The sequence below is a fragment of the Flavobacterium sp. HTF genome, assembly GCF_003105115.1.
In the GTDB taxonomy this organism is placed as follows: Bacteria; Bacteroidota; Bacteroidia; order Flavobacteriales; family Flavobacteriaceae; genus Flavobacterium.
Window position 1 is genome coordinate 44490 of record NZ_QETH01000019.1, and the last position, 23134, is coordinate 67623.

Sequence of the window (23134 nt, forward strand, 5' to 3'; positions counted from 1 at the left end):
GATTCCTCGTTTCTCGGAATGACAAATAGTATCGATTATTAAACCTACAAGGTTTTCCAAACCTTGCAGGAATCACGCTCTATAATTTAGAAGATGTAATCTCTTTTAACTCTCCGTTTACTTTCACTTTTACTTTTGCCGGAACAGGAGATAATATTTCATATTTGGTGATTTTTCCTTTTTCCCATTTCATGTTTATGGTAAAGTTTCCTTCGGCTTTAAGCCCTTTTACTTCACCTTCCTTTAACCAAACATCGGGCATAGCAGGCAATAATTCAATAAATCCGGCGTGGCTTTGAATCAGCATTTCGCCAATTCCTGCTGCAGCTCCAAAGTTTCCATCAATTTGAAATGGCGGACCTGCTGAAAGCAAGTTTGGATAAACTCCTCCTCCTGCTCCATAATTGATATTGGTAGCCAATGTTGGTCTTAATATTGTTTTTAATAATTTATACGCTCTGTTTCCATCTTTCAAACGAGACCAGAACAGCATTTTATAGGCAATTGACCAGCTTGGCCCGTCATCTCCTCTTACTTCAAGTGTTTTTTTAGCTGCTTCGGCAAGTTCCGGTGTGCTTTCAGGAGTTATTAGAGAGGCAGGATATAATCCGTATAAATGAGAAATGTGTCGATGCTGCGCATCTGGTTCTTTATATGGTTTGAGCCATTCCTGAATTCTTCCGTCGGGACTAATCACTCCCGGCGGTGGTAATAGTTTTAACCGTTTTTGAAGTTCTGTTCTTAAATCATTATCCAAATCTAATTTTGCAGATGCTGCAATTACGTTATCAAATAATTCACGTACAATCTGATTGTCAATTGTTGGTCCCATACAAACGTGGGCATCCTGGCCATTTGGCAAGGAAAATGAATTTTCGGGAGAAACTGACGGCGAGGTTACCAGCCAGCCGGTTTCCGGGTCTTTTACGAGCATACTGTTATAAAACTGAGCGGCACCTTTTATAATTGGATAGATTTCTGCCAGATAAGCTTGATCGTTTGTATACAAATAGTGGTTCCATAAATTGTTGCACAACCAGCCTGAACCCGCTTTTGCAATTCCCCATGATGCACTTTCGCCAGGTTCTGTAAATCCCCAGACATTGGTAATTACGTGCGCTACCCAGCCATCGGCATTGTAATAGGCTTTGGCTGTTTTTTCTCCGTAAGGAACCATTCCTTTTACCAAATCTTTTAGTGGGAGATTTAATTCTGAAAGATTCCCTGTTTCCAGTGCCCAATGATTCATCTGAACATTTACATCAAGATGATAATCTCCGTTCCATGGTGTCTGTACCTGATGTGCCCATAATCCTTGCAAATTTGGAGGCAATAACCCAGCTCTTGTACTGCTGATGCTTAAATAACGTCCGTATTGGTAAAACAAAACCGGAAGTTCGGTATCTGAATCAGGTTCTTTTAAAAAAGCATCTAAACGTTCATTTGTTGGCAGTACCTTTTTTGCTGATTTTCCAAAATTTAATGCCACACGGTTAAACAATTTCTGATAATTCTGAATATGGATTTTCTTCTGATCCTGATATTTTTTCTGTATCGCAGCTTCTAAAATTTTATCTGCAGAAGATTCAAAATTTTTATCTTTAAAATCTGTTCCTGCGGATATATAAAGCACAACTTCCGTGGCATTTTTTATTTCAATTGTATTATTGGTATATAAAACAGTTCCGTCTGTTGTTTTAGCTTTTACTTTGGCTTTATATTTCATTCCTTTTCCGTCAGTTCCATTGTTCAGCTGACCTGTCATAACAAGGGAATTGTTATTCTCATTTACAGTTTTAAAATGTTCCGGCCGGTCTAACTGTACGGTAAAATTCAGTTTTCCTTTTTTACTGGAGCTCAGTTTTACGAAAAGGGCATCGTCACCAAAACCTGCAAAATATTCACGCTTATAAGTAACTCCGTCAATGGTAAATTGCGTTGATGATAATGCGGTTTGTAAATCCAGGTTTCGGCTGTAATTTATGGCTTCCGATTTGGTTTTATAATCAAATTTCAGGGTCATATTTCCTAAAACCTGATAACATCCAAATTGTACATTTGCTCCGTCGCCGCTTCCTGAACCTGGCCCTGTACAAACAAAATTCTCGTTTATGAGTTTCTCTGCATCGCTGTTTTTATGGGCTAATAATAATTCTCTTATTTGAGGTAAAAAAGTATATGCTTTATAATTGTTGGCGTCCTGTGGTGATCCGCTCCAAAGGGTAATATCATTCAGAACCAATGTCTCGGTTGTAACGCCGCCGTCGGGCATAATTCCCAAACGCCCGTTTCCTAAGGGTAATGTTTCTTCCCATTGTGATGCCGGTTTTGTATACCATAATTCCAGTGGATTATTTTGCGAATAACCTAAAATGGGGATTAGTATAAAGAGTAATGCTTTGATTTTTTTGATATTCATATTGTAGTCTTTAAATTATACCTACAAGGTTTTAGAAACCTTGCAGGATTAAGGCTGATTATTTGTTATAAGGAATTGCTTTTATAACTGGTTTTTCTCCATTTTTTAAAACTGATTCTTCAAATTCTATTGTAACTTCTTTACTTTCTCCTTTTAGCAAAGTAAAATAGCTATCGCTCACAATTGCCGGTAATATCTGAGTTCCTGATTTGTCATTTACTGCTTGTATCCGGATTCCGAATGCAATTCCTGACGGGCTTGAAATCTTCGATTTAATAACGTATTTCCCGTTTTGTTTTACCACTTTACTGGAAACATTTACGTTTGCTTTTGGCAATTTATTCAAATCTGTGAAATCTTTCATATTTGAACCTCTCCAGTAAAAATTCTCACTGATTACTTTATTCTGGTCATCTTTTAGTTTTAATCGGATGAAATGTACCGGACTTAAACTGGAAGTATCGGCGTTAGTCTCTGCTCCAAAAATTTTGAAATCATACAATGAATATCCCCAGCCGGAACCCCGTTTTATTCCCAGCATCCGAACATAACGGCCTTTTGTTTCATCAAACGAAATATTCTGAAGTCCTTGTTTTCCATCTTTAATAGTACTTACATCTGTCCAATTTTTGGCATCTGTACTTATTTGAATTTTATATTCTTTCCCGTATGCATTTTCCCAGTTTAAAACTACGCGATTTATGATATATTCATTTTCAAGATCTACATAAATCCATTCATCATCTGTTGATTTACTTGCCCAGCGGGTATTTGAATCGCCGTCTGTAATATCTTTAGTGTTTCCTCCATCTGTAGAAGATGCAATAACATTTTTTTGAAAAGCTAAATCTTTCTGATTGGAATAAAACGGAATTACGAAACTTTCTGTTGCTGTATTTGAATAAGAATCTACGACGGCGTTCTGGCTGAACTTCGCTACTGATTTTCCATCTAAATTATAAACCGTTGCTTCGGCAGTTAAATTCTTGAAATCAGTTCCTGTAGTATTAATTACTTTAACGGAATTATTTACCGGACTCCATTGAATATGCATAGGTTCGCAGGCTGATTTTACACCCCAATACGCTCCTGTTAAGTCATAATAATAATCGTAAGTCTGCCAAACCATACTTGGATAAGAGGACTGGCTCATCCAGATCATTATTCCCGAAGCATCTTCCCACATATGATCCAGCCAGCCTTCGTACATGGCTTTGTTGGTTTCGATATTTAATAATTGGGCTTTTCTGGTATATTCTTCCAGATTATTTGGTTTGCCGTAACGTTCTGTTATGCTTTTATCGTAATTATCGGGAGAAGCATTAAAGGCTTTTTGTCCAAAAAAATGTTTGTCCCACATATCGTTTCTTGGCCACCAGTCTTTTTCCGGAATAAATTTTTTGAAACTTTCCATATTCGGAAAAACGGCTGTACCAATTTCAGATCTTAAACCCCAGCTTGGGCCGTCGCCTGTACCCACATAAGGTTCCGGGTATTTTGTAAAATAAAACCTTGGATCTTTATTGCCCCAAAGTCCGCTACCACTCAGATTTCCTGTATTAGAACATGGCTGATAATAACGGTCGCTGTTGTCAAAAGTCTTGATGTTTTCGGCAATCCAGCCATTCAGCGGAGGCTGAGGTAAACCTTCATTATTTCCGCACCAGATGGCAATACTGGCATGATTTCGAACCCTTTTTATTTTTTCGATTACATTGCTGTTGAAAACGTGGATATCTAAAGGAAGATTCGGATTTGCATTTAGCCAAAAATCATCCCAAACCATAATACCGTATTTATCGCAGGCCTGGTAAAATTCATCATCTGTTGTTGAACCTAACCAGTTACGAATAATATTGTAATTCATTTCTTTGTGAAGTTTGACTTTCAAATCGTATTCTTCGCCTCTGCAGCGAAGCATATATTCGCTCATTCCCCAATTTCCTCCTTTAAGAAAAACACGTTTTCCGTTAATGGAAATATGCAAAACACCACCTTCTGTATCGTAAGTATATTTTTTGATCCCGAAGTTTATTTTTTGGGAATCTGAAACTTGATTTCCTGTTTTAAAGGTGAACTGGCACGTATATAAATTAGGATCTCCATAACCATTTGGCCACCATAATTTAGGGTTTTGAATTGAAAGTTCCGGAAATTGTTCTTTGCTTAATTTTACACTTGTAACTGCGTTTGCATCTAGGCTTATTTTTTTAGAGAAAGTAATATTTCCGGGCATTATCACACCAGTCAAAACTCCTTCCTGATTTTGCGTAGATGAATTTTTAAGGTCTACTTTTATTTCGAGGTCTGCACGGGCATTAGTGGGCAGACTGGTATGAACCCAAGGGTCTTCAATGGTAACTTTATCTGTATTGCTTAAAAAAACATCATCTGTAATTCCGGAGTTTAATCCCGGCACGTAAGGCATCCAGTCCCAGCCTGCACTTGAAATATAAGTCGGGCTTCCGTAATTGTTTAAAGGCTGTTTTGGAATACTTACTAAAATAGTAAGGACATTTTTTGCTTTGCGATGTACCGTTTTTGTAATATCAAATTTACCGCGCTGCATCATTCCGCTAAGAGTGGCTAGTTTTTTTCCGTTAAGGTAAATATCGCCTTCGCGATTGATTCCTTCAAAGTTGAGCCAGATGATTTCTTTGGTAAAATTTTCGGGAATGGTGAATTCGGAACGATACCAAAAACTGCGATCGTATTTTGATTTATCGACCTGATAAATATTATCGCCAAAGTTGGGATCTTTTTCTAAACCACTTACTACATAGGAATTAAAAACCGTACCCGGAACTACCGCTTTTACCCAATCTGCAGCTGAATAATCCGGAGTAAACATTTTGAGGCTGTCGTTTCCTAATTCTGCCTGCGGTTTTACTTTCCAGACAACATCTGAAGAGTTTAGGCTTACTTTATTCTGAGCATAAAAGCTCAACGACAGAGCATTTAAAACAAATAAGTAGATATAAATTTGAATAGTATGGAATTTCATATTGTTATTTGAATGATAAAAAAATTGTAAAATAAGAATGCCATTTTGGAATAAGTTTTTTTAACAGAAAACTCAATTAGTACTGTTATTACCTATACCCAAAATGGCATTACAAATCAAAAAACTGTGATATTAACCAAAATCACATGACCAAACGATAAAACTATATTAAAACTTTTCTAAAAGATATTAATACCCGGTATTCTGATCTTCCGGACCAATCTCATCATTAAGTTTGATCTCTCCGATTGGAATAGGATAACGGTTGTGAAATGCGGCAATTGTACCGTTTTGTTTTGCCCATTTGTTACGGGCTTTTACTAATTCCACCAATTTTCCTGTACGGATAAGATCCATTCTTCTCCATCCTTCAAAAGCTAATTCACGCATACGTTCATCAAGAATTTGCTCTCTAAACTGAGGTTGAGAAAGTCCGCTCCATTTCATTGCGTCAGGTAATGTTCCTCCAAAAGCTCTTTTACGAACCTGATTAACATATCCTTCAGCTTCTGTTGTGCTTCCTAATTCATTTAAACATTCTGCGTAGTTAAGTAATACATCCGAGTACCTGATGTATATTTTATTTTTTCCTGAATTCCAGAATGATTGTTTTCCCTCTACACGAATATCTTCATATTTTTTAATGTGCGGATCGAGTTCATCACCACCAAAACCAGCAGGAAGTGTAGGTGTAACTCCCTTATAAGTAAAATCATAACGGATACTGGCATCTTTACGTACATCACCTGCTTCCCATATTCCTCCATCTGTTTTGTCTTTATAACAATATTGAGTAGGAAGTATAAGGTCATAACCTCCAAAATAAGCATATTGGTTTATATTTGCTAAAACTCTTGAACCTGTCTGCCATTGTATCTGGTTGTTATCAGGCCAGTTATTATTGTATTGCCATTCATATAAGGATTCCGGAGAATTAGCATGATCCGGGCTAAAAACATCTGCGTAATTAGGCAGTAAACTATATTTTCCAGATTTAATAACTTCTTCAAACCATTGCTTTGCTTTAGCGAAGTCACGGTATCCTGACGCTTCCGGAGCATATAGATATACTTTTCCCAAAAGTGCCTGAGCCACACCTTTTGCAGGAAATGCAGGATTGCTCTGTGTTACAGGAAGTTTTTGAATTGCTCTTTCTAAATCGGCAACTATAGTAGAATAAACCAAGTCAAGAGGCTGACGTTTTAAACCATATTCTGCAGTTTTTGCTTTATCATTAATAGGTATTTCACCCCAATATTGCGTAAGTTCAAACATTAATGTTGCTCTTAAAAAACTAGCTTCGCCCATTAGAAGATCACGTTTTGCGCTATCTTCTTCGGTATTGGTCCCTAATGCTCTAATAGTTTGTGCAGCAACTTCGATTACTGGCCATCTGTCATTCCACAATTGTCCAATTGCCTGATTCTCCTGGCTTAAAAAACCATTGTACAAATCAAGTCCTGCCTGATTTGCATCTCCGGTTACCTGCAAAGCTCCTTGTTGTGCTTCATCTGTACCAAGAGAAGTATAAAGCCCTGCACGGTCTTTTTGCATATTTCTCCAATTCGTTATAGCTCCTAAGAGAACAGGCTCTATTTTACCTAAACTGCCATATGCCTGGGCAGCAGTAAGCGAACTTTTGGGCTCTTCATCCAAAAAATCAGAAGAACAGGAGGCTGATAATATTGCCAGGGCCATAAAGGCTATAATTTTTGCTTTCATAAAAATAATTTTTAAAATTAATTTGATTAAAGAGATACATTTAATCCCATAACTATCATTCTGGATAAAGGATAAGAATCTCCTCCTTCAGGATCATATCCTTTATATTTAGTTACAATAAACAAATTCGATCCTGTTAGATAAAACCTTACATTTTTAAGAAAAACACTTTCTGTAACTTTGTCTTGTAATGTATACGATAATGTAAGTGTATTTAATCTTAAGAATGAAGCATCCTGAATTGCTTTATCTGTCTCACCCAGAGTATATCTACCACCTCCATAATAGGCTCTTGGTACATCTGTATTGGTATTGGTTGGAGTCCAACGATCCAAAAGGTCTGTATGTGCAGCACTCATTCCTCCTGAGTTCATATAGCTTTCGTAAATACCGCTTGGTCTTTTACCTCCTATTGAATAAGCAAATACTGCGTTTAGTCCAAAACCTTTATATTTAAAATCTGTAGAAAAACCACCATAATAATCAGGATTCAAATCGCCAACCACATACCTGTCCTGGTCATTTATTACACCGTCACCATTACGGTCTTTAATTTTAATATCCCCAGCCTGAACAGTTCGGCTTCCATAATTTACTCCGCTAAGGTCTTCTCCCTGCTGTGCTATACCATCATATTGAAAAACATAAACTGTGTTTACCGATTGGCCTAAGAAAAAGTTACCGGTACGCTGGATCTCGTTATTACTATAACCTCCCAATTTGTATATCTCTGTAGCATCTCCGTAAAGTTTTGTAACCTTATTTTTTGCCGATGATATATTGGCAGAAATATTCCATTTAAAATCTTTGTTTTTAATAATGTCACCGCTAAGTTCTAATTCTATACCCTCATTAGTTGTAGAACCAATATTATCCAGCTTATATTTATATCCTGATGAAACCGGCATATTACGCAGCATTAATAGATCATCATTATTTATATGGAAATAATTAGCACTTGCAGTCAGTCTGTTTTGAAAGAAACCAGCATCTAGTCCAACATTAAATTGTTTCTGTTTTTCCCATTTTAAATCAAAATTATCAATATAATTATCAGACACGTAAGTCCCGGAATTATTACTCACTTGTGCATTATATAAGGCAAAATACCTGTAAGCATCTACATTTTGATTACCTACCATACCATAGCCTACACGAAACTTAAGCTGGTTTAATTTTTCAAATCCTGAAAGGAAATTTTCTTTGGCAATGTCCCAGCTTCCTGCTATTGAAGGAAAGGTTCCCCATTTGTTATTAGGACCAAATTTAGAAGAGCCATCTCTTCTTATTGTACCTGTAATATTGTATTTACCATCAAAAGTATAGTTCGCTCTTGCGAAATACGATTGGTTCGAATAATCTGTAAAATTTGAGCTTAACTGCGCATTCTCTTTTTGATATGCTCCTGATAATGCCATATAGGTCAAATCATCACTCACAAATCCGCGAGCTCTTACATCTGTACTGTTACCTGAATTACTCATTACAGAAAATCCTCCCATTATGCTTACGTCATGCTTTAGAGCAAAAACTCTACTATAACTTACGGTATTATCCCACTGATAATTCAATTGTGAATATCTATAATGATGTGCTTCCCCATCCATAGAATTTCTAAGTGACTGTCCTGTGTAACTTGGCACATAATCAAAATTTGCCTGATCTGCAATATCTACAGATAAAGTAGTCCTGATATCAAGTCCCTTTACCGGTTTTGCACTTAAAAAATTACTGCTTGTAAGTCTATTACGCATGCTTGAATTTATGATATCAAGACTTGTTATCGGATTATAAAGGTTTTGGTCGAATACTTCACCATAACGAAGATAAGTAGCTTTAGAGTCTATCGGTAATAGTGGATTTGCTCCCAATGCGACACCAAAGGCACTCCCTTCCTGATAATTGCTCTCGCTTCTTGAAAAAGTAGTATTGGTACCAAACTGCAGCCATGATTTTAAATCCTGCGTAAGGTTAATTTTTCCATTATATCTTTTAAAATCAGAGTTTTTAAGAAGTCCCTCCTGATTAACATAATTAAAACTCACAAAATAAGTTCCCTTTTCTCCGCCTCCGCTAAAACTCAAATTATGATTCGTCTGAAAACCTGAACGCGTTACCTGATCTAACCAATCGTAACTTTTACCTGTTCTGTAAGATTCCAGTTCATAAGGCGCAAATACAGTCGAACCATCCGACTTAATTTGATTAACATATGCAGCACGATCAGCGGCAGGATTCTCATCCATATAGCGATTTGCATAAGCGTCAACTCTTAGATCAAATAACTGCTGTCCATTCATCAACGGAATAGTTCTTGCAAATTCAGATATACCTGTCCATGTATCATACTGTATTTTTGCTTCTCCTGATCTTGAACCTTTTTTTGTCGTAATAACTATTACTCCATTAGCTGCTCTTGAACCGTATAATGCAGTAGCAGAAGCATCTTTAAGAACTTCCATACTTGCAATATCGTCAGGATTAATGTTTTCAAAATTACTGTCGGTAATCAAACCATCGATTACAAATATTGGGTTACCGCCAAAATTTAGAGAATTATTCCCCCTAATTCTTATTGTACCTGTCTGACCCGGCACAGCATTTTGCTGTACATATACACCAGAGGCACGCCCTTGCAGCGCCTGCACTACATTTGGCGTAGGAGTTTCTCTAAGTTTATCACCCGAAACACTGCTTACAGCACCCGTTAGATCTCCCTTTTTCATTGCGGCTCCAACTATTACAATTTCATTTAATTCCTGAGTAGCCGGAGTCAAAGAAACATTAATTTCAGATTTATTAGCAACAACAGTTTGTGGATTAAACCCTATAAACTTGAACTCTATAGAGGAACCCGTTTTTACGTTTGACAATTTATAACTGCCATCTATGTCTGTTACTGTAGAGTTCTGTGTACCTTTTACCAGAATAGTGGCGCCTGGCAATGGTAAATTTTCATTGTCTGTAACTTTACCGGTTATGGTTTGGGAGTAAAGTGTACCGGCACACATCATAACTACTAAGAAGCATAAGTATCTTATTGCAATTCTCATAATAATTTGGTTTTTTAGTTAATAAATTAGTGAGTTAGTTTTTTCTTTTATTGAGCATTAAAATATGAGAAAACGAATTGACTTATACTATACTATACTACAACAATACAAACATACAAATATTTTCATTACATCCAAATTTATGTTTTAAGAATTTGATATTTTTTTTGATGATTTATTTCGGCTTTGATATAAATACCAAGCTTTAAAAAGGAAAAAGAAAATAAAGGAATGTATAAACTAAGGAAATCTGAGACAAAATGGAAGAGGATTATAATTTTAAAAAAGAAAACTGGTATAATTTACCTGCAAAATCGTAGAAATAATTTGGAACAATTTCTATGATATTTCACCCGATATAAACAAAAAAAACGTAGAGACGCACGGCAGTGCATCTCTACGTTTTTCCCTGATACGTTCCTACGCTACTCCCCATTTTGAAAATAAAACAAAGACGCCTATCATACCGATTATTAAAATCCCAAAATACCAATAGCGGTTTTTCCAGGGCGATAATTCAACCGATTCCAGTTTTATTTCGATATAATTATACCCGGGATAGAACTTAGCAACCAATAGCATACACACAGAAGTAAGAACAAATAAAAGTGCCAGCATATGCAGGTAATGCAATTTGATATTGAGTACGTAGTTAAAAATAATATAGCCTAGAATAAAAAATACCATTCCGGTTTTTGCTGCCTGAGGCGGTACTTTTTTAAACACAAAGCCAATCAGAATAATGGTGAAAATAGGCAGGCAGAACATACCGCTCAACTGCTGCAGATAGGTATAAAAACCTGCTTTGCTGAAGATTATAAACGGAGCAGAAAACATCGCCAAAGCCGATACAATGATCTCGAATTTACGTCCGGTATAAACCAGATGTTTTTCTGTTACCTCTTTATTTTTTTTCTCTAACCACGGTTTATAAAGGTTTAACACAAATAAGGTACTGCTGCTATTTAATCCTGCATTAAAAGTACTTATGGCAGCTCCCAGAACTACTGCAGCTGTCAAACCAATCATAACTCCGGGCAGTGTATCTTTTACAACAAGAGGAAAAACCTCAGCAGTATTTTCAAGGTTTTGATAAAGATGAACTCCAACCAATCCGGGAATATTGATAATAAAAGGACATAACAATTTTCCTAAACAGGCAAGTCCCATTCCTTTCTGGCTATGTGATAAACTTTTTGCCGAAAGTGCCTGCTGAACGATAAACTGTTCCATTCCCCAATAATAGAGGTTCATAATAAACATTCCTGTAAAAATGGTGCTCAACGGAATTTCGTCCTTCGGCCCTCCTATGGAATTTAAATGTTCTTTATGTTCTGAAAATAAAATATGAAGCCCTTTGAACCAGTCTCCGTTTCCTAAAAATTTAAATCCAAAGTAAGGAAAAGCAATACCAATGATCAATAGGCCAATACTTAAAACCGTGTCACTAATCGATATTGCTCGCAAACCGCCTAAAACCGAATAAGCACAGCCTGTAAGTCCTATCAGCCAGACCATAACCCAGATATTCTGCCAGTAGGTTAATTCTAAAGGATATAAGAAATTGAACATTCCGGTCAGGGCAACTGCTCCGCCGTACAATACTGCGGGAAGTAAGTTGACAATATAACTGCACAAAAATATAATCGATACCAGTCTTTTAGTCGAATCATCATACCGTTTTCCCAGATAATCGGGAATTGTCATAGCTCCCGTACGAAAATAAATAGGCAGAAAAAACTCGGCCACAAGCAGCATCGCCAGCACAGAACTTACGCCCCATGCCATTACGCTCATGTTGTTGGTGTAGATGGATTCGTTTTCGCCTATAAACTGGTTGGCGCTTATATTGCTAAGCAATAAAGCGCCTCCAACTATAAAAAAGTTATTGTTATGATCTGCAAAAAAAAGTCCGCTTGTGGTTTGTACCTTTCTTTTTCGCGTTTTTATGGCTGAAATAACAGCGACTAAACCTGTAATCAGTAAAAAACTAACAATGGATAAAACATTCATAAATTACAACGAATTTCTATCAATAAGAATTGTTGGAATAATCTCTTGTGTCTTTTTTCTGTTCAACACAAAATCAGCGGCTTTCTTTCCCATTTCAGCAAAATCTGTAGAAAATGTGGTTACACCGTCAAAAATGATTTCTTTTACGATATCATCGTTGTGCGAAATAAAACCAATGTCGGTACCAATCTTAAGTCCTTTTATTTTAGAGTCTTTCAGCATTTCCCAAAGTTCGAGATTGTGAATTGTAAAATATACTTTTCCTTTTTCGAGAGAACCCGCCGTGTATTCTTCTTTTATAACGCCTTTGATATCATAATCCTTCATGAATCTTTTAAATGAATTTAAAATCTCATTAGGTTCTGCAGACGAAGGCTTGAAGAAGAAAACGAGCTCGTCGTACTTTTTAATTTTATCTTTAAGCTGCACAAAAGCATTGTAAGACGAATCTCCAAACTCTTGTGCAACATAATTGTAATCTTCATCTGTTTCTATAAAACGGTCTACCAGCAATACTCTGTTTGTTGGCAGCTGTTTTAAAACATCCGGTGTTTTTTTATTCGGAATCGGAGCGATAACAAACATTCCGTATTTTCCTTTTATACTTTGAATAATATTTTCGAACGTATCAAAATTATTGTGATGAAAAAAGATGTCCAACTGTACATTTTTTCCAAGTCCTTTTCTGAAATTTTCATAAAACGTTTCCTGAAAAATATCAAATGCAAATATCAGCAACGCTACTTTTAATTCTTGTTTTACATCATTGGTCGCAACGAAATAGCCCAGTCGGTTTTTTGATTCGATAATTCCTCTGTGAACAAGTTCTTTGTAAGCTTTGGCAATAGTTTCTCTTGCAAAACCCAATTCGCTTATAAAAGTATTTACAGATGGAAGCAGATCACCTTTTGTTACTACCTTTTCATCAATGGCATTAATTATTCCCTGAACCAGCTGCTCGTGTTTGGATAGGGAATTAATTGATTCAAGATTTTTTATCTGTTGAATAATTTGCTTCATAAACGTTTTAATAGGTATTTATTTAGAAAATATATAGTACAAATATATACTAATGTTTGAAATTTATTTTAGGCCTTCGTGATTTTTAAAACAACGCTGTTATTTGATACTGTTACATTTGGATTAATTCCAACCTGCATCAAAAAATCTCCGGAATATACCGCTGTTTCTACAGAAGCTTTTTTATCCGGATACACATTGATTTCTTCTACTTTATAGTTTTGTCCTGCCTGCAATCCTTTTAATTTTATCGGAAGATGTGTTCCGGCTTCGTATCTTGAATTAACAGAATAACTAAACATTACTGCTTCGTTTCCGTTTTTGTTCATAAACATTACCGATGCTACATCATTACCCCACGGATTTTGAAGACGATATTGATCTCCCTGCCAGATTGTACTGCTCAATGCATTGTAATTTTTGATGGCTTGCTGTGTAAAAGTCAAATCTTTTTCGTTTAAATCTTTCACCACAATGTCAAAACCTAATCTTCCCATCATGGCAACATCTGTACGGTATTTTATAGACTGTTTTCCCCAGTCTGTAACGTGCGCTGCAATTGTAAGAGCCGGATAAAAATACGAGTATTCCCATTGCATGTATACACGCTCCAGAGGATCTGTGTTATCACTTGGCCAGAATTCAGTAAAGTATTTTAACGCTCCGTAATCTACTCTTCCGCCGCCGCCGGAACAAAGCATCATGGGAACTTTTGGATATTTTACACGAATGCGCTCCAATACTTTATAAAGTCCGTTTACATAATCGGTGTAGAAATTATTCTGATTGTCTTTTAAATTACCTGAATAGGCATTATAAATTACCGCATTACAATCCCATTTGATATAAGCCAATTCCGGATTTTCTGTAAAAAGATTGTCTACCACTCCATAAACAAAATCCTGAACTTTTGGGTTTGATAAGTCTAAAACCAATTGATTACGGAAATAATGTTCTGCTCTTCCGGCTTGTTTAATCACCCATTCCGGATGTTTTTTATACAAATCACTCGCCGGATTTACCATTTCAGGTTCAATCCATATTCCGAATTTTACCTGATTGTCTTTGGCTGTTTTTACAAGAGTTCCAATTCCGTTTGGTAATTTCTTTTTGTTAACCTCCCAATCTCCTAAAGCTGCATCATCATTGTTACGAGGATAAGTATTACCGAACCATCCATCATCTAACAAAAACATATCAACACCCAGTTTTTTACTATCGGCGATAAGAACTTTTAGTTTCTTTTCATCAAAATTAAAATAAGTCGCTTCCCAGTTGTTTAACAAAGTTAAACGATCTCCTTTTCCGTCAAGGATTTTATGACTTCTTGACCAGTCGTGCAAATTACGGCTTGCAGTTCCTTTTCCTTTTGATGATAAAGTGTACCAAAATTTAGGCGTTGTAAACACTTCGTTTTTAGCTAATTTATAAGCCGCCGCTGCATTATTAATTCCCGAAATAACACGAAGATTATTTAAAGGATCTAATTCTAAATCGGTTCTAAAATTTCCTGACCATTCTAAACCTGCAAACAAAACTTTTCCTTCGTCTTCTGAAGCTGGTTTGTCTAAAGAAACCATAAATACAGATGGCTGAAATAAATTAGTACGTGATCCTAATTTAGAATCTAACACTTTGATTCCGTGCGTCAACTTAGTTTCTTCCGGTTGCATTTCTTTTGCCCAGTCACCATGATATTGGTTCAGGTAAAAGTTATTATATCCTTTAAGATATAAATTAGCCGAAGCATATTTATTTAAAGTAATACTTGCTTTTTCATTATGCTGAATGGTTGTCCACTGCTCAATTACATCATTATCAAAATAAGACTGAATAAACAAATGAACCTCAACCGGATAAACAGGATCTTTTAGCGTAATATCAGTTTGAAAAACTCCTGTACTAATTTTGTTTGTTTCATGACTTACGTATAACAAATCAAGCGAAGTATTTCCGTCAGCATGCGTTACGGTAATGGCAGGTTCTAACAAATTTTTAGATCCCGATGCCGTATAAGCTGCATTATAAATACCGGAGTAATCTGTTCCCTGACGATACTGAGCTTGTATTTTTGTGTATTCTGAATCGTTTGCCAGTTTTTCTCCTAAGTAAATAGTGTTTACTTCTTTCCCGGGAGTTACTTGTAAAACCAATGCATTGCTTTTTGTTTTTACCGTAATAATCTGCTGTGCAGTTACTGAACAATAACTCGTGAGAATAAAAAATGCTATCGCAAAAGACTGCCTTAAAGTTGTAAATTGTTTTTTCATTTTATTATGTGTTATTTTCTTATTTCTTTTTTTGTGTAATTCCTTCCCAAGTATCTGTTCTAAAAGACGATGCCGGTAATCCCGAAGCGTTGGTTAAATTTCCGTCTGGGTTGTCTGCCCAATTGTATCGCACTGAGACCGGATTGGGAACTTCCTGTGCATATACTTCTACTTTTCCGTTGACTATTTTGGCTTCTGCCCAATGAAATTTCTGGTCTGCTCCGGCTATTGAAAATCCTTTTAGAGAATTCTCTTTGGCTTTTATATTTTCATTAAAATCAAAATCTATCGTAACTACATTTGCTTTAACAGAATACGATTTATAAAGCGGTCCCGAATACTCAATTTTAGTATTGTAAACTTTAGCCAAAGCAATATTTGCTAAACGTCCGCCCACATCTTGTTTATTTTTTGGGTGAATGTCTTCTCCGTTTCCAATATCAGTTGTTACGGCCATTCCGGTATTTGGTAATTTCAAAGCCATGAATTGTGCTTCTCTTAACTCTGCCCAATCTGAATTATCAGGTTGTTGTTTTTGCTGTTTATAATTAGCTAACTGAACAAACAAAAACGGAAGATTTTTATCTTTAAATTTAGCTCTCCAGTCGTTTATCAGCAGCGGAAATAATTTTTGATACTGAAAAGCTCTCTCCGCATTGCTTTCTCCCTGATACCAGATTACTCCTTTTATTTTATAATCGATTAAAGGTGCAATCATGGCATTATAAATTGCAGCTGGTCGGTTTTGTCCTTGTGCCAAATAGGGTTTAGCTGGTAAATCTTTACTGTCTGCACCAATATTATATTTCCAGTCTCCGGCTAATGAAAGCGTTTCATTGTCAGATTTTAAAGTAATTTCTTCACCATACACTCCTCCGTTTCCTGCTCCGTCAAAAACTCTTATTGTAATTGTGTTTTCTCCTTTTTTTAGATACTTAGCCGGAATTGTATAATGGCGTTCTACATTATAACCTTTGGTTTCTCCAATATAATTGCCATTTACCCAAAGTACATCATCATCATCTGCATAATAGCTGAGGTTAAAATTTTTAGTATTATCAGAGATTGTAAACTTTTTTCTGAACCAGATTATTCCATCAAAATTGGCTAATCCGTTGCTGTCAAAAAAAGAAGGGAGTTTCATAGTTTTCCAGGAAGAATCATCAATATTTTCTGTTGCCCAAATCGCTTTTTCCTGCTGCATTCCTTTGTCTGCATTCGCAACTTGTTTTTCCCAAACAGCCAAATCAGCATTGTATTTTTGCTGTAAAGCTTCTCTGTTCGTTTCCGATTTCATGGCTCCGATTTCGGTATCAAAATCGTGAATTGTACTTAACGCTCCCGAACTTGTCCAGGCTTCTATAAGCGTTCCTCCCCAAGAAGAATGAATTAATCCTATCGGAATCTTTTTTTCTTTATAAATCTTTCTGGCAAAAAAATAAGCTGTTGCGCTAAAATCGGCTATCGTTTTTGGGCTACAGATATTCCACCCATCGTGCTGTACTTTTAATGTGTTTAATGGTAAAGTACTTTCGATATGTTCGGCTTGTAACAATCGTATTTGAGGGAAATCGGCGTTTGCAATTTCTTCTTTATAATGATCTATTTTTCCCCATCCTTCAAGAGGCATTTCCATATTGCTTTGTCCGGAACACAGCCAGACTTCACCAATTAAAATATTTTGAAGCGTTTTTGAATCTCCGTCATTTATAGCAATCGAATAAGGTCCGCCGTAAACAGGCGTTTTTAAAACCACATTCCATTTGCCTTTTAAAACATTGGCTTTATATGTTTTTTTATCCCAAGAAGTGGTAACCGATACGGATTGCTTATTGCTTTCTCCCCAAAACGGAACTGCGCTTTTTTGCTGCAACACCATATTATCCGTAAAAAAAGAAGGCAGTGTCACGGCAGCATTTACTGCATTTGACGAAAGTATCAGTAACGTTAATGCTAAAATAATTTTCTTAAAAAAATGTCTTTTCATATACAGTCAATTAACGATTTATGATTTTGTACAAATGAGCATCTTTGGCACTAAGACTTACCTTTATTACATTATTTTTTACTTCCGTATTTTGAGTTGCAAAAAGATCCTGCAGTTTATAATTTCCATTTTTCACACCTAATCTTTCTAAAGGGAGCGCATAATCTTTGCTGGTATTTCCGAAATTCAAGACGGCTATATACCAATCATTCCCAATTTTTTGTTCGAAAACTTCTGTGGTCTGTTTTCCTGTATTTCCCTCTACTGGACGAAAAGCGACACCGTGAGAAACAATTTTAAGCAATTCTTTATTCTGAAGCCATTCTTTTGCGCGTACACTCCAAATTCCGTCTTTACTATAATCGTCTCCGGTAATTAAAGTTCCTGTAATAACTGCCGAGATTAATCGGGCGCGGTTTTCTCCTTCTGTAACATCTGCAAAAACCACATGATCGGCATCAATATAATCATACGAATAAGTCTGCCACCAGCCATAATTTACACTATTCAGCGTGTATTGGGTATGTTCGATTGTTTTCCAGGCATCGCATGCAATACGACGGACGTGGGCATAACGAGATGTTGCCATGTTTGGGGAAATAGCAGCATAAATAAGCATTTGTCCGTCTAATGCATTTACCAAATGTTCCATTCCCACTTTGTAAGCCTGCATTCCAGTAGTAACGTTTTTATCGTAAAACGAGGTAGATTCTGCGGCAGCGTGACCTAAAAAGTCAATTTTAATCATTTTAAAACCGCACGCTTTTAGTTTATTAATGACATAATCAACACGTTTTAATGTTCCCGGATGTGTCGGGTCAATCGCTCTGGCACCGTCAAAATCAAAATAGGTGTTTCCGGTTTTGGTCCACATTTCTCCAAAAGTATAATCACTTCCTTCGGCTTTGCGGTTTGGTCCGTCTTTCCATCCCCAGTCTGTAAAAGGCGCCCAATACGCTCCCGGTTCTAAACCTTTGCTTTTACAATAATCTGCAAATTCTTTTAGTTTACTAAAATCTCCTGTAAAACCGCCTTTTACCATATTGTCCCAAAAAGAATCCAAATCGATATAAGCTGTATTTCCAACTCGAAATTGCGGAATTTCGTTTGCAAAAAAATCGGCAACCTTTGTCGTATTTTCAAAATTAATTTTCTCCATCAAAACGCCCCAGCTGTTCCATCCTACCGGAGTTGGTTTGTTCCATTCAAAAACATAAGGCTTTTCTACGATGCGATTGGTTTTAGCATATTCTTCCATCCCATTTCGCCAATCTGAATAATAACCCACGAAAAATTTTGGAGACACAACTTTGTTTCCTTTTACCAGACCGTGTGCGATGCTGTCGCGTGTAACTTCTTTTTCAACATATCCTGCCCATGCAGAAAATAAAGTTTCTGGTTTTTTATTGATTGTTTTTACGGCACTTTTCCAAACGGTATGTTCAAGAGAACCTATTATAAAACCATTTCTCGACGTATTGTTGAATAAGATTCCGACTTCGGCACTTGTATTATGAGAGATGGTATCTAACTTTTTTGAATTGTAGCTGATAAAAGCATCATTATCATAAGGGACAAAAACAGTTTGTAAATTTTCTATTTTATCAAAAGTGATTTTTCCCAAATCTAATGGTGAAATATAATTAGTGGTGACTTGTTTATCTATGCCTGAAATTTCTATTTGAGTTATAAAATAGGACTGATTGTTATAAATATAGAAATTCTGGATTAGGGTTAGATTGTTTTTATCCGTATAGGTAAGTATATATTTTGTTCCTTTTCCTAAATTATCATTCAGCGTTTCTTTTGACAAAACAGCTTCTGAATAATCGCTAACCGAAATTGTTTTATCATTCACTACAGCTAACGCTTTTGCTTCTGAAAAAATAGTTTTTCCGGATTGGCTTACGGCAATTGTTTTTTGTCTGGCATCATACGTTATGATTCCGTTTTTCCCAAAAGCCATTTTAATGTCTTTTTGAGCTAAAGCTGAATTAAAGAAAAATACCATTAACAAAATGGATAAAAACAATTTTTTGAATGGGGAAAAATTAGGTTTCATTAAACAGGTTTTATTTTTTATTATACTATTCTATACTACAATGATACAAATTAAAATTTATTTCGCAAGCACTTCAAAAAATATTTAATAAAATCTATAAATGAAATGGCCGTAAAAAGATAAATCACGTGATTATAAAAATAGTATTTTGATATTGCTTTTCCTCTCAAAATAAAGCAGATAGAACCTTTTTTATTTAATTGGTACCGAATGTAGCCAAAAGAAATTTTTATTTGCTGAATAATTGTGAATTTTACAATTTTTTCAAATAATTCCAAAAAACAGCAGCAACAATATCCATTATTATGGCCTCTAACGTCAGTCAAATACTCAAACATCAATACTACTTTTGGATTTTAACCCGATTCCTTTTTTAATGGATTTGTATTTATTTTAAAGATTATTCAAAAATGAAAAATGCAATTCTCGCAGCCTGTAAAATAAAAACTCTCAAATTTTTAACAATATATTAATATTTTTCTTATCATTGTAGCACAGTATAGTATAGTACTGCATTTTAACTATCTAAACCAAAATTATTATGCAAGAAAAAATTACAAAACAAAGATTATCAATCAGAGCATTATTTACCACTACATTGCTCTTTATAGCATTATATAGTTCGGCGCAGACCTATGAGTTCGAAAACGGTACACGTACTAATAATGCTGACATACAAAACTGCGATTCCTGTTCCGGTAAAATTGTTGGCAATTTGGGAGGGAACAGCAGTGTATCAACAAATGTTACGGTTTCTGCTGCGGGCTGGTACAATCTTGAATTATTTTATTGTACCGGAGATCCGCGTACCATTCGTTTAACGGCAGGTTTAGCCACAACCATATCTATTCCGTGTGATCCCAGTGGCGGATGGAGTACTGCAGCCTCAAAAAACATAAGTGTTTATCTAAACAGCGGAGCTACTACCCTGCTTTGGGACAATACAAATTCATGGGCGCCCAATTTAGATAAGTTTGTTTTGACGCCGCTTAGTTCTTCGAGCCTTCAAACAATTACTTTTGGTACCAACAACAGTATTGTTTACAATTTAGGTACCAAAACGTATAGCATAAAGTTTAATGGCGCTACAGTAATTACAAATGCATCCGCTTATGCGAATAGTGACCAGCAGTATCTGAGCAGTAATTTTACTTCTGCCGTTTATTCATCAGAAGCCTTTACAGATAATATTGGCAGTGGAACAAAGCATATTTTTACGTTAAGCGGTAATTATACTTTGGGTATGCAGCAGGTTTTTTATACGTATAGTAATAAGAATTACCTGGCGGTACAGGTTATACTTACCGGAAACGGCTCTAACTGCTATAAAATGTCTCCTTTAACGAGTTATCAGGTAACGCCGAATTTTGGTACGGGAGATACCAGAGCTGTATTTGTTCCTTATGACAATGATGCATGGATTCGCTATAATGCCTATACTTTAAATTCGGCAGATTTTACTGCATCTGAGGTTACCAATATCTATAACAATACAAATCGTAAAGGTTTGGTGATTGGTTCTCTTGAACATACGAAATGGAAAACGGGGATTACGGTAAGCGGCGGGGGCGGATCATCAGCTTACGTTTCGGTTATCGCAGGATGGACAAAGGAAGAAATAACAAGAGATAAACGCAGTCATGGCTGGGTAAATGTGGGACAAACGAGTTGTCCTTCGCCTAAAGTAATGATAAATGCCGGTGACGACTGGCGAACAGGTTTTGAAGAATTTGCACAGGCAAACGCGGCACTACAGCCAAAATATATTTTTGACTGGACGGCTCCGAAACCTATTGGCTGGAATAGCTGGGGTGCCATGCAGACTAATATTAATTTAGCTAAGGCTAAGGCAGTTGTAGACTTTTTTCATGATGACTGCCCGGCATATAAAACGGAAGACAATACTTTATTTATAGATCTTGATTCCTATTGGGACAATATGACAGATGCTCAGCTTGCGCAATTTGTTACGTATGCAAAAAGCAAAGGTTTTAAAGCCGGAATTTACTGGGCTCCTTTTGTTGACTGGGGAAAATACAACCGTCAGGTCGAAGGAAGTTCATACAATTACAATCAATGCTGGACAATGGTTAACGGAAGTCCACTTGAATTAGATGGTGCGTATGCGATGGATCCTACAAGTCCGGGAACTAAAGCCCGAATTAAATATTTTATCAATCGTTTTAAAGCAGCGGGATTTGAAATGGTTAAAATCGACTTTTTGACTCACGCGAGTATAGAAGCAGACAGTTTTGTAAATTATCAGATTCATACGGGGATGGAAGCGTATCAGGAAGGGATGAAATATTTAGTAGATGAAATTAACGGTACAATGCTGGTGCAGGCTGCCATATCTCCAAATTTAGCAACAGGTCCGTTTGTGCATGTGCATCGTATTGCCTGTGATGCGTACAGTACAATCAGCGATACTGATTATACTTTAAACAGCACAACTTATGGCTGGTGGCAAAACCAGATTTACGATTATCTCGATGCAGATCACGTGGTGTTTGGCAATTCTTCTATCGGACAAAATCGTGCGAGATTATTAAGCAGCGTGGTAACGGGAACTGTTACAACTGGTGATGACTTTTCTGTTGCAGGTGCATGGAAAGCTACGGCTCAGAATCTTTTGCAAAATGATGATGTGATGGATGCAGCGCGAAATGATATGCATTTTATTCCGTCTGATGGTAATACGGGAAACAATGCAGCGAATATTTTCTATGCGACACATAATAATGTTACTTACGTGGCCGTATTTAACTATAGTAATGCTGCAACTACAAACAATATCAGTTTAAGCCGAATTGGTTTGGGTTCCGGGACTTATAACGTCAAAGAATTATATTCTGGTGCAACAAACACTGCGCAAGGCACGTTAAGTGCCCAACTGCCACAGGCTGATGCTGCTTTGTATGCTATCTATGACGGACCAATATTAAGCACTCCTGCCTATAACTGGGGAATTTCGGCCACAAACTATATTTTCCCAAACCCTGCCTCAACAACTTTCAGGATAAAATTTGATCATACGATAAATGGACCTGCTGCAATCTCATTGTATGATATATCAGGAAAAGAAGTCTGGAAAACATCATTGGTTGCCGAAGATATGATTAGTTCAGAAATACCGGTAAGCAATCTTACGAAGGGTGTTTATATCGTAAAAGTTACATCAGCAGATCATGCGGTGCAAAACTTTAAGTTTGTCAAAAAATAAATAGTTCTCTCTTTAAAAAAATCCCGATTTTCGCTTTGAAGTGAAAATCGGGATTTTTTATTTGTGCAAATCAGAATACCTCAACCTGCTATTTTAAATTATTCATATTTTTATTTATACAATTAATTACAATAACTTTGCAATTTCATTAAGCAACTTAGAAACAATATGGACATAGTTAAATTTAAAATTACATCAAAAACGATAAAAGTAGAAGTACGCAATTCGAATAATTATGTTTTTAATTTTAATACGGCCTTAGATATTGCAAAAGAAGACAAAGATGTTTTATTGAAATTATATCATGCATTAGATCTTCTTTTTAAGAAAGAAAACACAGGCGAAGTAAAACACTACATTT

Annotated in this window: 11 protein-coding genes; 2 read left to right on the plus strand and 9 right to left on the minus strand. The window is 36.2% G+C overall.

All coding sequences use genetic code 11. From position 1 onward, the window contains the following. Positions 1-79 precede the first annotated feature (79 nt). The 9 genes from DCO46_RS08355 to DCO46_RS08395 all read right to left on the minus strand — a co-directional run bounded on the left by DCO46_RS08355 (position 80) and on the right by DCO46_RS08395 (position 19454). Complete coding sequence (locus DCO46_RS08355) at positions 80-2419, minus strand: glycosyl hydrolase family 95 catalytic domain-containing protein (RefSeq protein WP_116752107.1); 2340 nt, start codon at positions 2417-2419, stop codon at positions 80-82. A 58-nt stretch (positions 2420-2477) separates the two neighbouring features. After that, positions 2478-5423 carry a discoidin domain-containing protein gene (locus DCO46_RS08360; RefSeq protein ID WP_116752108.1) on the minus strand — a complete coding sequence of 982 codons (2946 nt, stop codon included), beginning with the start codon at positions 5421-5423 and terminating at the stop codon, positions 2478-2480. A 189-nt stretch (positions 5424-5612) separates the two neighbouring features. Then, positions 5613-7145 carry a RagB/SusD family nutrient uptake outer membrane protein gene (locus tag DCO46_RS08365; protein WP_116752109.1) on the minus strand — a complete coding sequence of 511 codons (1533 nt, stop codon included), beginning with the start codon at positions 7143-7145 and terminating at the stop codon, positions 5613-5615. A gap of 26 nt (positions 7146-7171) precedes the next feature. After that, a complete protein-coding gene (locus DCO46_RS08370; protein WP_116752110.1) occupies positions 7172-10198 on the minus strand; it encodes a SusC/RagA family TonB-linked outer membrane protein in 3027 nt (1008 codons plus the stop codon). A 420-nt stretch (positions 10199-10618) separates the two neighbouring features. Next, positions 10619-12211 carry a solute:sodium symporter family transporter gene (locus tag DCO46_RS08375; protein WP_116752111.1) on the minus strand — a complete coding sequence of 531 codons (1593 nt, stop codon included), beginning with the start codon at positions 12209-12211 and terminating at the stop codon, positions 10619-10621. Between the two features lie 3 nt (positions 12212-12214). Then, positions 12215-13231, minus strand: coding sequence for a GntR family transcriptional regulator (locus DCO46_RS08380; RefSeq protein WP_116752112.1), 1017 nt, complete (start codon positions 13229-13231; stop codon positions 12215-12217). 68 nt (positions 13232-13299) lie between these two features. Then, positions 13300-15501: an alpha-galactosidase gene (locus DCO46_RS08385; protein ID WP_116752113.1), complete on the minus strand. Its 2202-nt coding sequence runs from the start codon at positions 15499-15501 to the stop codon at positions 13300-13302. A 19-nt stretch (positions 15502-15520) separates the two neighbouring features. After that, positions 15521-17488 carry a sialate O-acetylesterase gene (locus tag DCO46_RS08390; RefSeq protein WP_116752114.1) on the minus strand — a complete coding sequence of 656 codons (1968 nt, stop codon included), beginning with the start codon at positions 17486-17488 and terminating at the stop codon, positions 15521-15523. Between the two features lie 10 nt (positions 17489-17498). Continuing rightward, positions 17499-19454, minus strand: a complete 1956-nt coding sequence (locus DCO46_RS08395; protein ID WP_243416280.1) for an alpha-galactosidase — start codon at positions 19452-19454, stop codon at positions 17499-17501. A gap of 637 nt (positions 19455-20091) precedes the next feature. On the opposite strand from DCO46_RS08395, the gene DCO46_RS08400 reads away from it, so the two are divergent. Together DCO46_RS08400 and DCO46_RS08405 are read left to right on the plus strand one after the other, a co-directional pair. Continuing rightward, positions 20092-22773 (plus strand): T9SS type A sorting domain-containing protein, encoded by a 2682-nt coding sequence (locus DCO46_RS08400; protein ID WP_116752116.1) that lies wholly within the window; start codon positions 20092-20094, stop codon positions 22771-22773. Positions 22774-22941: 168 nt separating this feature from the next. After that, on the plus strand, positions 22942-23134 hold a 193-nt coding region (locus tag DCO46_RS08405; protein WP_116752117.1), incomplete at its 3' end, for a hypothetical protein.

What these genes read in the sequence shown, in the direction of transcription:
- DCO46_RS08400 (WP_116752116.1), top strand. Translation starts at nt 20,092, where the DNA reads ATGCAAGAAAAAATTACAAAACAAAGATTATCAATCAGAGCATTATTT.
- DCO46_RS08395 (WP_243416280.1), bottom strand. Translation starts at nt 19,454, where the DNA reads ATGGCTTTTGGGAAAAACGGAATCATAACGTATGATGCCAGACAAAAA.
- DCO46_RS08380 (WP_116752112.1), bottom strand. Translation starts at nt 13,231, where the DNA reads ATGAAGCAAATTATTCAACAGATAAAAAATCTTGAATCAATTAATTCC.
- DCO46_RS08375 (WP_116752111.1), bottom strand. Translation starts at nt 12,211, where the DNA reads ATGAATGTTTTATCCATTGTTAGTTTTTTACTGATTACAGGTTTAGTC.
- DCO46_RS08355 (WP_116752107.1), bottom strand. Translation starts at nt 2,419, where the DNA reads ATGAATATCAAAAAAATCAAAGCATTACTCTTTATACTAATCCCCATT.
- DCO46_RS08360 (WP_116752108.1), bottom strand. Translation starts at nt 5,423, where the DNA reads ATGAAATTCCATACTATTCAAATTTATATCTACTTATTTGTTTTAAAT.
- DCO46_RS08390 (WP_116752114.1), bottom strand. Translation starts at nt 17,488, where the DNA reads ATGAAAAGACATTTTTTTAAGAAAATTATTTTAGCATTAACGTTACTG.
- DCO46_RS08385 (WP_116752113.1), bottom strand. Translation starts at nt 15,501, where the DNA reads ATGAAAAAACAATTTACAACTTTAAGGCAGTCTTTTGCGATAGCATTT.
- DCO46_RS08370 (WP_116752110.1), bottom strand. Translation starts at nt 10,198, where the DNA reads ATGAGAATTGCAATAAGATACTTATGCTTCTTAGTAGTTATGATGTGT.
- DCO46_RS08365 (WP_116752109.1), bottom strand. Translation starts at nt 7,145, where the DNA reads ATGAAAGCAAAAATTATAGCCTTTATGGCCCTGGCAATATTATCAGCC.